Annotated in this window: 9 protein-coding genes; 8 read left to right on the plus strand and 1 reads right to left on the minus strand. The window is 64.9% G+C overall.

Annotated features, from left to right (window positions below; translation table 11 throughout):
* Positions 1-583: 583 nt before the first annotated feature.
* From MJD61_20125 to MJD61_20155, 7 genes are all read left to right on the plus strand, one after another.
* Positions 584-1,825: a glycosyltransferase gene (locus MJD61_20125; protein MCG8557570.1), complete on the plus strand. Its 1,242-nt coding sequence runs from the start codon at positions 584-586 to the stop codon at positions 1,823-1,825.
* A 136-nt stretch (positions 1,826-1,961) separates the two neighbouring features.
* Positions 1,962-3,269: a glycosyltransferase gene (locus MJD61_20130; GenBank protein ID MCG8557571.1), complete on the plus strand. Its 1,308-nt coding sequence runs from the start codon at positions 1,962-1,964 to the stop codon at positions 3,267-3,269.
* 71 nt (positions 3,270-3,340) lie between these two features.
* The gene (locus MJD61_20135; GenBank protein MCG8557572.1) at positions 3,341-4,522 is read left to right on the plus strand and encodes a glycosyltransferase family 4 protein; all 1,182 of its coding nucleotides are present in this window, start codon (positions 3,341-3,343) and stop codon (positions 4,520-4,522) included.
* Complete coding sequence (locus MJD61_20140) at positions 4,519-6,327, plus strand: ABC transporter ATP-binding protein/permease (protein MCG8557573.1); 1,809 nt, start codon at positions 4,519-4,521, stop codon at positions 6,325-6,327. Before MJD61_20135 ends, MJD61_20140 begins: the two co-directional genes overlap by 4 nt.
* Before the next feature lie 241 nt (positions 6,328-6,568).
* Positions 6,569-7,927, plus strand: a complete 1,359-nt coding sequence (locus MJD61_20145) for a hypothetical protein (protein ID MCG8557574.1) — start codon at positions 6,569-6,571, stop codon at positions 7,925-7,927.
* Between the two features lie 2 nt (positions 7,928-7,929).
* Positions 7,930-9,282, plus strand: coding sequence for a phosphotransferase (locus MJD61_20150; protein ID MCG8557575.1), 1,353 nt, complete (start codon positions 7,930-7,932; stop codon positions 9,280-9,282).
* A gap of 108 nt (positions 9,283-9,390) precedes the next feature.
* A complete protein-coding gene (locus tag MJD61_20155; GenBank protein ID MCG8557576.1) occupies positions 9,391-9,642 on the plus strand; it encodes a hypothetical protein in 252 nt (83 codons plus the stop codon).
* Positions 9,643-9,664: 22 nt separating this feature from the next.
* On the opposite strand, the gene MJD61_20160 is transcribed toward MJD61_20155, so the two are convergent.
* Positions 9,665-10,453 (minus strand): hypothetical protein, encoded by a 789-nt coding sequence (locus MJD61_20160; GenBank protein MCG8557577.1) that lies wholly within the window; start codon positions 10,451-10,453, stop codon positions 9,665-9,667.
* 357 nt (positions 10,454-10,810) lie between these two features.
* Here MJD61_20160 and MJD61_20165 point away from each other — a divergent pair.
* On the plus strand, positions 10,811-11,870 hold a 1,060-nt coding region (locus MJD61_20165), incomplete at its 3' end, for an ATP-binding protein (GenBank protein ID MCG8557578.1).

The following is an 11,870-nucleotide window of genomic DNA, read 5'->3' on the forward strand; positions in this document are numbered from 1 at the left end:
ACCTCCTCGAATATGCGCTGCACCGCATCGAAATGAACCGCAGTCTTCGTCGGTCCGCCTTGCCAGCGAGCCCCACTGCAGGCCCCAACCAACCAGGATTCCTGTGGCGAGGCACTAGGCAGAACCCGGTACCGCTTGCCGGGGATTACGATGGATTGCTGCCTGGCCACTGGGTCACAACCCGGACTCGGTGCTCGCGTGTCGAGGTTCGAGCTACCTCGGTCACGGGCCTCCGGGTTGTCGGCGTTGGGTCGTGCGTCCGTCCCCGAAGGCCAACTCGAAGTTCCATCTTATACTGAAGTTCCACTTTTTGGGTCTAGGAACACCCAGGTGTCCGCGTCCCAACGAACGCCAACGATCTCCGGCCCCTCCACCAGATCGAACCCCCACCGAAGGGGAAACTTGGCTGAACGAAACGATCACAGAATTGGAAAACCCACGAGTGTCACTTGCATATGACACAGATGTGTTTTATGTGTGACAACCTTGCTTGGTTGGGTGCGACGGTGGGCTTATGGCTCGATCCTGCCGATTCTTGCACGCTCGGGGACTGGGTTCGTGGTGGCCAGGCATGGGTGTGGACATGCAGCAGACGACAAGGCTCCGAACGTTCGCGCTGCCGCGCATGCCAAGCCGGCTAAGCGAGCCCCCGCGGATCATGCTTTATTCGCACGACGGGTTCGGCCTGGGCCACTTGCGGCGAAACTCGCTGATAGCGGAGCATTTTGTCAGGCAGGTGCCTGGAGCCACGGCGCTGATGGTCGTGGGCTCTCCTACGGGCGCCTTCTTCTCGCTGCCGGCCGGCGTGGATGCCATCAAGTTGCCCTCAATCGCCAAGGTGGCGACCGGGGTTTGGCGGCCCGCCAGTCTTAGTTTGAGCTTCGAGACGGTGATCGCACTGCGCAGATCCATGCTCTTGGAGGCTGCCAGGCACTTCCGGCCCCACCTGCTGCTCGCGGACTACGTGCCTCGCGGTGTGCACGGCGAGCTTTTGCAAACCCTGGAGTACCTCCGCAGCCGCCCAACGCCCGCAAAGCTCGTGTTGGGACTGCGGGACATCCTGGATCGACCGGAGGTCACGTCGAGCCGCTGGCGGGACGACGGTACCTACGACGCGATCGATCGCTACTACGACCGTGTTCTGTTTTACGGTCGCAGGGAGATTTTTGACACGGGCCTGCACTACAAGCTGCAGGGCGACGGCTCGAGACCGTCCAAGGCTCGTTTTTGCGGCTACGTTTGTGCTTCAGGTAGCAGGCAGAGCCGAGACCAGATCCGGCGCGAGCTGCGGCTTCGCGCAGACAAGTTGGTGCTCGTGACCGTGGGCGGCGGACGCGATGGTCACCTGATTCTGAAGGCTTATCTGAAGGCGCTTGAGTTGCTCGGGCCCTCGCTGTCTGCGGAGAGTCTGGTCGTGACCGGGCCTCTCATGTCCGCGGAGAACAAGGCGGAGCTACGCGCGCAGAGCGAAGGCTTGCCGGTGCGGATCCTGGACACGGTGACGGACAGTCTGGGCTACCTGCAGGCGGCAGATCTGGTAGTAACCATGGCCGGCTACAACACGCTCACCGAAGCCGCGCACATGGGAAAGCGTGTGGTTGTGGTGCCCCGCAAGGGGCCGAGCGCCGAGCAGCAGCTGCGTACACGGGCGTTCGCCAGTCTGGGCCTGGTGCGCGCGATTCCGCCAGACCAGCTATCGCCGGACCTGCTCGCCCGGATGCTGGCAGAAGGTCTGAAAGCGAACCCCCGACCCCGGCCGGTACTACAGGCCGACGGCCTGGGCAATGTGGTCCGCGAAATGAAGGCGTTGCTCGCGCTGGAGTAACCGCACCCATAGCGGCCTTGTATCCCGCGTTCCGGTCTCTCCTACAGTTGCAATGTACGAATCCACCATAAACCGGCAGCTGAGGCCAAGAGAAACTGTTAGCTCACGTGCAGTCCGAACGCCGCGCATCGGCTATGTGCTCAAGCGCTTTCCCAGGCTGTCCGAGACCTTCATCGTCCATGAGCTTTTGGAGCTCGAACGCCAGGGCTTGGAGATCGACGTCTTCGCGCTGAGCGACCCTGCCGACCCTGTGCAGCATGAGGCACTGCAAAGGCTAAGAGCCCGCGTCACCTACCTGCCGCGAGACGATTGGACGCAGGCGGCTTACATTTGTAGCGGCAGCTACGCCCGAGGACGGGGCGCGGGGGCGCCGACGGCCGAAGAGCGGGCTAGGACCTGGACGCGGCAGACACTCGTAGGGCGCCATGCTGCCGACTGGGAGCAAGCCACGCTCATGCTCAAAGCTGGGGCCTTGGCCGCCCTGGCGCGCGCTCGCGGGGTGGATCATCTGCACGCGCATTTCGCTTCCGACGCGGCCACGGTGGCCAGGCTGGCAAGCCGCATGACGGGTCTGCCGTACTCCTTCACTGCCCACGCAAAGGACATCTATCACGACACCGTTGACGCCGTGCTGCTGCAACAGAAGCTGCGCGACGCGGCATTCGTCGTCACGGTGTGCGAACACAACCGGCGCCACCTGGCTCGACTCGCCGGCAGGGCCGCGAAACGCGTGAAGCTGATCTACAACGGAGTCGACCTGCGGCTCTTTCGTCCCGAATTGGAACCTGGCCAAAGCTGCAGCCTAGACACGCAGCGCAGTCTGGACAGGCAAGCCTGGCTGGACAGGCACGGCGGTGGGGGCAAGAACGGCGGTCTAATCCTGGGTGTGGGTCGCCTGGTGGAAAAGAAGGGATTCCATTTCTTGCTGGAAGCGTGTCGCATGCTGCACGAGCGCGGGGTGGGCTTCCGGTGCGCAATCGTGGGCCAGGGCGAGCTGCGCGAAGAGCTGTCCCGGAGAATCGACGACGTGGGATTGCGAGGGCGAGTGCGCTTGGTTGGAGCCTGCTCCCAGGATGAGCTGCGAGGGTACTACCGGCAGGCGGCTCTGCTCGTCATGCCTTGTGTGATCGCGGAAGACGGCAATCGGGATGCGCTGCCCACCGTCATGCTCGAAGCCATGGCCTCCGGCTTGCCTGTGGTCGCCACCCGCGTGACCGGAAATCCGGAAATCGTGGAGCACGGGCACACCGGCTTCATCGTGGGGCCGGAGCGCGCCGACGAGCTCGCGGCTGCCACGGCGAGCCTGCTTGCCGAGCCTGGCCTGCGTATGCAGCTAGGCAACGCAGGCCGGCGTCGCGCCGAAACCCGGTTTGACCTGCGGGAGAATGTCGGCAGGCTGCGCCGGCTGTTCCTGCCCCAAGGCTCGAGCTTGGGCGTTGCGTGAGGATTCTGTATCTCTGCGCAGATCTCGGTATCCCCGTCTCAGGTCACAAGGGAGCCTCTGTACACGTACGCATGATGGTGCAGGCGCTCTCGGATGCAGGGCACTCGGTTCAGTTGGCGGCACCCACCCTCGGGGACGAGGAGCCGGCGCTACGCAGCAGCCTACGCGCGTCCATCGTGCATTTGCCACCCAGCGAGGACACGGAAGACGCCGTGGATGCGATGCGAACGTGGCAGCAGATGCTGGAAATGGACGACGCGGCAGCAAGGCAGGTACGCCGTATTCTCTACAATCGGGATCTGCTGCGTACGCTGCGAGACCGCCTGGGCGCCGCGCCCCCGGACTTCATTTACGAGCGTGCCTCGCCCTATTCAACGACCGGGGTGATGCTCGCAAGGGAGCTTGGGCGACCGCTATTGCTTGAGCTCAACGCCCCGCTCGCCGTCGAGCAGTCCATCTACCGCAAGACGGGACTGGAGGAACTTGCTGCGCGCGCCGAGGCATGGACCGTGCGCCAGGCGTCGGCGGTGCTCGCCGTGTCCACCGCTGTGCGGCAACACGCAACGTCCCTCGGAGTGGACCCGGCTCGTGTGCACGTCGTCCCCAACGCGGTGGATCCGGCCCACTTTCGGCCCGGCCCGCCGGACCCGACGCTGCGTGCTCGCTGGGATCTCGGGGACGGGCCTGTCTTGGGTTTCGTGGGCAGCCTGCGTGCTTGGCACGGCGTGCGGGTGCTTGCCGAGCTGCTTGCGCGTCTGCGCCCGCGCTTTTCGGGGCTACGCCTGCTCGTGGTCGGGGACGGGCCCTTGCGGCATGAGTTGGAACAGGCCGCGCGGGAGCTGGGCGTTGTGGACAGCGTGGTGTTCACGGGCGCGCTCCCGCACGAACAGGTTGGGGCTTTGATCCGCTGCTTCGACGTGGGGCTCGCCCCCTATCCGGCACTGGAGCACTCCTTCTACTTTTCGCCGCTGAAGCTGTTCGAGTACATGGCATCGGGTGTACCGGTGGTGGCTTCTGCACAGGGACAGGTCGCGGACATCATCGTCCCAAACGAGACCGGGCTGCTGCATGCCCCAGGTGATACGCTAAGCATGGCCTCGGCCGTGGAGCAGCTGCTCGTGGACCCGGAGCGGCGCGAGGCGCTGGGCCGAGCGGGTGCCCGGCGGATCCACGCGCACCACACCTGGACGCACAATGCGCTGCGGATCATCGAGCTGGCCGAAACGCTGATGACTCCCGAAAGAAGCATATGAAGCCGAAGCGAAATTGGCTTCGGGCCATCGTTCTTTCGCATCTCGGACGTCTGAAGGGCAGCCTGTTCTTGGCCGGGCTGTGCATGCTCGGCTTCACACTCGCCGAGTTGGCGTGGCCATGGCCGCTGAAGCTGATCTTCGATCATATCCTGCTCGACGAGCCGCTGTCGTGGCCGTTGCTTGCTGAGCTGATTCGCGAAAACAAGGTCTCGGCGCTGATCTTGCTGTCGCTGAGCATCATCGTGCTGGCGCTGCTCCGGGGGTTGTTCGCGTACTTTCAGCTCTTCCTTACTTCGCGCATCGGCTATCAGCTCGTGCACAGGCTCCGATGCGAGCTCTTCGCTCATCTGCAGCGCCTGTCCCTGTCGTTTCACAACCGGGAACGCTCCGGCGATCTGCTGACAAAGGTCGTCACCGACAGCGATGCGCTTCGCGATGTGTTCGCCGAGTCGGCGCTGACCTCCCTCGCACACCTGCTGACCATCTTCGGCATGTTCGCAATCATGTTCAGTCTGGATTGGTTTCTGAGCTTGATCGTGCTGGCCACGTTTCCCGTGCTGTTCTTTGGCCTTTTCTATCTCTATAGAAAGGTCAAAAGCTCCGCGAAGAGCCAGCGCAGCAAGGAAGGGAAGGTCGCCGCGCGCATCGCCGAGATTCTCACGAACCTGCCGCTGATCCAGGCCTTTGGGCGGGAACGCTTCGAGGAGGAGCGTTTCGAGAGCGAGAGTGCGCGCACCTTGACGCAGAGCATTCGCACCGCGCGCTTGGGGGCCGCAGTAACTCGCGCGGTTGAGATCATCAGCGCTTTCGGAACCTGGGCCGTGGTGCTCTTCGGTTCGCTGCAAGTAATCAACGGCCGGATGACGCCCGGCGCCATCCTCGTGTTTGCGGCCTACGTGGCGGACATGTATCGACCCATCCGAAGGCTGGCGCGTACGTCCGCGAGGTTCTCGAAAGCCATGGCCAGCGCAGAGCGGATCTCGAACATCCTGGACGTCGAGCCCGAGGTAAAGGACACGCCCGGCGCGATCGAAGCCTGTGCAATACACGGGGAGATCGAGTTCGACCGGGTGAGCTTCGACTACAGCGACGCCAAGCCCGTGCTGCGGGATGTCTCTTTCCGGGTGGCAGCCGGCCAGCGCGTGGCCCTGGTCGGGGCGTCCGGTGCCGGCAAATCGACGATCATCAGCCTTTTGCTGCGCCTTTACGATCCGCGGCAGGGCTCGATCCGGCTGGATGGGGTAGAGCTTGCGAGGTACCGGCGCGAATCGCTGCGTCGCGAGATCGCGATCGTGCCCCAGGATCCGCTCCTGTTCGCTGCAAGCGCCCGCGAGAACATCGCATACGGCAAGCCGCATGCCACGGCGGAGGAAGTCGAGGCTGCGGCCACGGCCGCCAATGCCCACGGCTTCATTTGCGCCCTGCCCGAGGGCTACGACACGCAGCTTGGCGAGCGAGGCGCCGTGCTGTCCGGCGGTCAGCGCCAACGCATCGCCATCGCCCGGGCCATCGTGCGCAGGGCTCCGATCATCATCCTGGATGAACCTCTGACCGGCTTGGATCCCGCTTCCGCGGCTGCCGTGATGCAAGCGCTCGAACGGCTCATCGAGCACAAGACGGTGCTGATGATCACCCATCAGCTTTCGAGCCTGGAAGAGGGCGAGTACATCATCGTGCTGGACGAAGGCCGGATCGTCCAACAGGGAACACATAGCGAGCTGATGGACGCTGGAGGCAAATACCGCCGTCTGTTTGCCGCACACTCGGCGGGATCGCGGCAGCCTGCCGGCCCTGCCCAAAGCTAGTGTCCCGGACGACACCAGGCTCGGGCCGAGCGCCTGGGATGAGGGCCCGCGGAAGAACAACTCATCCATCTCACCGGTTCCGGCCACCGCTGGCTATGTTGCGCCTCCTCGAAATATCCCCAATATTCCTCGTCGTTGCGCCTTGCCAGCGGCGCCCGGCCCTCGGCGATACAGACGGGCTATTCTTCCGCGGGCCCTAACCATCATGCGTGTCATACCCACCGATGCCGCCCTACCATCCATGGCGTCGCTGTTCACGGGCGCCGGTATGCCGGACTTCATCGCCGATGCGGTCACGGACATCGCAGGTCCCGACCTGGATCCTGCAAGGGCCAAGCCCGCCTATGTACGCTACCGGCCCGCGGAGTCCTGCTCTCTTCTGTGGCGCCTGCCTCGGCGCGACGGCTCGTCACGGCTGGTGCGGGCGACGCTCTACGCGGGCGGGCGCGGCGCCGCGCTCGTAGCCTCAAGCCGTTTCCGAGAGCTCGCCGGGCGCGTGCGAGCGGTGTCGGGCTTGGGTCACGTGTACCGCTATCTGCGGCGGCAGGGCGTGCTGCTCCAAGCGTTTCCGCTGGACGAAGCGCTGCCAACCCTAGCGCCGGCAGCCTCCGCAGCCTGGCTGCGCAGGGCTCTGTCCGAGCAGCTCGGGGTCGAGGCCGGGGAGATCCAGCGGATCGAAGCGACCCCGGTTTCCTACAAGCCTGGGATTCGCTGCGTTGTCCGCTACGACCTGGAGCTCCGGGATCGAACGCTCACGCTGTACGGGAAGGTGTTTCGAGACCAACGAGGCAAGCGCATGCTCGCCCCCTTACGAGAGCTGAGCCGACAACTGCGGGCGGCGGCAGCGCCCTGGGATACGCCCGATGCGCTGGGTTACCTGGACGAAGCGCAGACGCTGCTCCTCGCCGGCCTTGCAGGCTCGACGGAGCTCAGCGCGCTGATCAAGCAGGCCCCGCACGACCGAGCGCAGCTAGGAGCGCTGCGGGCTCACATGCAAACGGCGGCAGCCGGTCTCGCCTGCTTGCAGCAACTGAACGTCGGCGGACTCGCGGAGGTAGCTCCTCACAGCGCTTTGCGATGGATCGAATCCAAGCTGAACGGACTGCAGGAAATCGAGCCACAGCTCGAGCGCACGGTCCGTGACCTGTTGGAGCAGCTACGGCGCACGGCCGAGCGGATGCCGCCCGAGGCGATGGTCGTCAACCACGGAGCGTTTCGTTACACGCAGTGCGTGCTCGGCGCCGCACCCGGCGGCCCGCCGCGCAAGATGGCGGTGGTCGACCTGGACAAGCTGTGCCTGTCGGGAGCCAGCGCGGATGCGGGTGAGTTTCTTTCCCGCTTTGACATGGCTGTGTTGCGCGACCCCCAGCTGGAGCCCGTGATCGGACACTGCGAACAGGCGTTCGTCGCGGCGCTGAGCGAGCACTCTGCTGCACATCCGCAGGCCGATCAGCATTCAGGATGGCAAAACTGGTACCGAGCCTTCGGTGACATCAAGTGGGCCCTCTACTCCTTCTTATCGCTGGCGCCGGGCTGGACGCGAACGAGCCCCTGCCTGCTGCACAACGCCCGCGACCGGCTGAGCTCGCTGGGCGGGTAGGCATGTTGGAGGCCGCCGTACTGAAGCCGGATCCAAGACTTCGAGGCATGGGCATCGCCTTGGGCCGAGCCGAAATGCAGGCGCTCTTGTCGCAGCGTATCCTGCCACGCTTGAAGCCAGGCTGGCAGCTGGTGGAGGCACAGGTCGAGACCATGACCTATGTCCCGACCAAGGAGTGTGTCGCGCTCTACAGGCTGAGCCTGTCCAAGCCACCCGAGAGCATCGTGCAGCGCGCCGTCATCAGCTTTGCGGACGAACGAGCGCTCCTCGCGGCTTATCGCAGGTACGAAAGCAGCGAGCGAGCGCGCGTGCTCGTGCTGAACGAGCCTTGCTGCATGGTGGAGTTCTATCCCGATGATTGGAATCTCCCAGGACTCGCTCGAACCGCTCGCCCCGAAGATCTGGCGATCGGGTTGGCGCGACTAGGGCTGCGAGCGGCCTCGAGCCCGTACGGGCGTCCAAGCGCGCAACTGCTCCGTTACCGTCCCCACCAGCGCTCCGTGCTTCTGCTCACGGTCCCGGAGCTGGACAGTCGGCCGAAGGAGCAGTGGGTCGCGAAGCTGTATCCGGCGGCAGGAGGCGCGGACAGGGTCTTCGAGCTGCTTGAGCGCCTGGCCGAACCCGCCCAGAAACTTGGCCTTCGCGTGCCCCGTGCCATCGGCCAGCTCGCCGACTGGGGGCTCGTGTTGATGCAGCGCCTGCCCGGCGAGAGCATGAAGAGCTACCTCGAAACCGAAGACCGGCACAGAGCTCGAGCCGAATGCTTGCGCGCTGTGGAGACCTTGATCAAGCTGCACCGGCTGCCGGTGGCTGAAGGCAGCGCCGTGTTGTGCTTGCGCGACGAGCTCCGCCGGCTGCAGGAGCGGGCCGCATCGGTCGAAGTCGTCGCACCCGAGTTGGCGGATCAAGTGCAGGCCCTTTTGAGCAAGCTCGAGCGCCCGGCCCGTACGGTAGGCCCGGGCCAGTTGAGCTTCGTTCACGGAGAGTACAAGCCCAGCCAGCTGCTGCTATCTGGGCCTGCGCCCCTGGCGGTGCTCGACATGGACGATGCGGGTCTCGGTGATCCTGCGCTCGACGTCGGGAACTTCATGGCCGAGCTGCACCGCGCCGCCGTGCGCAGCAAGCGCAACGAGCTACGCGAGCTCGCGACCGTGTTCCTGCACGAGTACGAGACCCGCCGTCCCGAGTCAGGGCTTGCGTTCCGCGCGCGCATCATGCGGTGCATGGCTCTGTTGCGCATGGCCATCCGGAGCTTCCAGCGCAACCCCAGCTCCTTCCGCTCTCGAGGTTCGGCCTGTCGAGTGGGCCAGCTCCTCGCGGAAGCCGCCGGCTGCATCCAGGAGCTGAGGCTCTAGGGAGTGTCCCATGCCGCGGCCACCCCCTTGCAACATCGCCGTGACGCTCTAGTTGCTTCGCTTGTGGGACGGCGGTTGCCAGCCTAATCGTAGCGACAGCACATCGCCGTGCCCGCGCTCTACCGCGCGGCCCATCTCAAGGATCCGCTGGAGCGCGCGCTGCTTAGCCGTCCCTCGTTTCGGCAGGCGAGCGTCAACGTGTTCACGTGCAGCGTGCTCGTGCGTGTGGATCCGGCGACCGATGCCGACCAACGGAGCACAACGTCAGCTCGCAGGGCCGCCACGGCGTTCACCCAAACGTTGCACAGAGGACACCTGGAGCTTGCCTCCGATGAGTGGCGACGCCGGTCGCCACAGTAGTCGTGATCAAGCCGCCGCGTGCTCACTGTACGAAGTAGCGCAGTGCCAGCATGAGCGTCGTGTCGCTGCCGTTCAGGGTGCGGCGGAGCGACAGATCGAGCGCCGCGCGGGGCTTGGAGTAGCCGAGACCCGCGCTCAACGCGTGGCGCTCTGCTAGACCCTGGTAGCGGTAACCAGCACGCAGTGCCAACAACTCGTGCCGGTACTCGGCGCCCGCGCCCGCGATCACGTAGCCGCCAGCTGCCGTCACGTGCAGCAGGTCGGCTCCCACGGTTGCGGCACCAGCAAAGTCGACAGCTACGCTGGCACCGAGCCGCCTCGGCGTGCGATCGCCAGCGGTGCTCAGCACGTTGCCGGCGAGCAGCGCGAGCTCGCATTGCTCGAGTAGACGCGCTCGGATCGCGGCGCCCAGCGCGATGCCTTTGGTCACCCGCAGCTTGGTCTTGTCGCCCTTGGGACCCGACCCTTGACGGTTGAGGGAGAGGTAGCGCCCAAGAGCGCCTACCGAGAGGGCGTCCGAGAGCGGCAGCGCAAAACCGAGCCGGAAGTCGAGGCCCGAATAGCCGCCGGTGCCGAGACTTCTCAGCCAGCGAGCCGACAGGCCTGCCGCAAGCGCGCTGGTCAGCGAATCCGCCACGCCGGCAGCCGCGGCCAGCGTGCGCTCTCGGGCAAAGTACGCGACATCGGTCTCGAGGTGGTAGACCCGCCCCACGCTGAGCCCGGCCACGTTGTAGAGCAGCGCCGAGGTCGATCGTGCCGCCGCGCGTGCTCCCGTCCCCAGGGCGAGGCCCCGGGCCGTGTCTTGCGTCATGGCCCGTGGCTCGCCATCCAGCTCCGGTTGGGCAAGCGCAAGTCGGGGACAGGCTGCGAACACTGCAAGCAGCGTCGAGCAAGCCCGGAGCCTCCCGCCCGGTGGACCGTGACGAAGACCGCCCACAGCAACCGCGAGCGGCTCGGTGCCGGCGGGCGATGGCAGCCAAAGCGGTCGCCGCTCGTTCCTATGGGTCGTCGATGACATGAGTAATGACCCGCACGAGCTCGATCTTGTAGCCCCTTTATCCCGAGCCGGAACTTTCTCGCGAACGCTGCTCCCCTTCCTCGGCGTTGTCGATGATATAGGACAGGACTTACTCTTGAAAAATCCTGAATTTGATTTCAAAATACCCAAGTGCCTTGGATCACAAGAGAAATTCGTTCGACGCTGGAAGCGCTCAGCCGTCAGAAGCCGGTCCTACTGCTCACGGGATGCCGCCAGTCGGGCAAGACCAGCCTGCTCGAGCGCGCCTTTTCCGACTGCGGCTTCGTGAGCTTGGACCTGCCTGCCACAGCAGAGCAAGCAGACAACTCCGGCGAGCAGTTTCTCGCCACCCATCCCCCGCCCCACATCATCGATGAAGTCCAGTACGCGCCGCGCCTGTTTCGCTACCTCAAGCACGCAGTGGACCGGCGCCGGGATGTGCCGGGACAATACCTGCTGACCGGATCGCAGAAGTTTCCGCTCATGGCAGGCGTCAGCGAGAGTCTCGCAGGCAGGGTGGTGGTGCTCGAACTGCATCCCCTATCGCTGCGCGAAATCGAGACTGCGCGCGGAGATGAGATCGACAGGTCACAGCTGCTCCAGCTCATGTTCGTAGGCGGCTATCCCGAGCTGCATGCCAAGCACTTGGAACCCCAGCGCTTCTACTCCGACTACATAGCCACCTACCTGGAGCGCGACGTTCGCCAGGCGCTGCAGGTGCGGAGTCTGCGCGACTTCGATCGTTTCCTGAGGCTATGCGCCGCGCGCAGCGGGCAGCTGCTGTCCATGAACTCGCTGGCGTCCGATGTGGGCGTGAGCTCGAACACGGTGCGCAGCTGGCTGTCGGTGCTCGAGGCCTCGGGCATCGTAATGCTACTGGCGCCCTACTACCGCAACCTGGGCAAGCGGCTGGTCAAGACGCCCAAGCTCTACTTCCTGGACACCGGGCTTGCGTGCTCCCTGCTCGGCGTGCGCCGCGCCGCCGATCTCGCAGCCAGTGCGCTCCTTGGTCCGATGTTCGAGACTCTGGTGCTTGGACAGATCGTTCGCTGGTTCACCAACCGCGGTCTGTCACCCAACGTGTACTTCTATCGCGATCACTACGGTGTCGAGGTCGATTTCGTGATTCCCGTGGCCGATCGCCTGAAGCTCATCGAATGCAAGTGGTCCGAGACGCCGGGCATTCCGAAGGGCTTCGAACAGCTCCAGA

The organism is Pseudomonadota bacterium, from assembly GCA_022361155.1.
Taxonomy (GTDB): domain Bacteria; phylum Myxococcota_A; class Polyangia; order Polyangiales; family JAKSBK01; genus JAKSBK01.

Excerpts from the sequence above, each read along its gene's own strand:
- MJD61_20135 (MCG8557572.1), top strand. The coding sequence starts at position 3,341 with ATGATGGTGCAGGCGCTCTCGGATGCAGGGCACTCGGTTCAGTTGGCG.
- MJD61_20160 (MCG8557577.1), bottom strand. The coding sequence starts at position 10,453 with ATGACGCAAGACACGGCCCGGGGCCTCGCCCTGGGGACGGGAGCACGC.
- MJD61_20125 (MCG8557570.1), top strand. The coding sequence starts at position 584 with ATGCAGCAGACGACAAGGCTCCGAACGTTCGCGCTGCCGCGCATGCCA.
- MJD61_20140 (MCG8557573.1), top strand. The coding sequence starts at position 4,519 with ATGAAGCCGAAGCGAAATTGGCTTCGGGCCATCGTTCTTTCGCATCTC.
- MJD61_20150 (MCG8557575.1), top strand. The coding sequence starts at position 7,930 with ATGTTGGAGGCCGCCGTACTGAAGCCGGATCCAAGACTTCGAGGCATG.
- MJD61_20145 (MCG8557574.1), top strand. The coding sequence starts at position 6,569 with ATGGCGTCGCTGTTCACGGGCGCCGGTATGCCGGACTTCATCGCCGAT.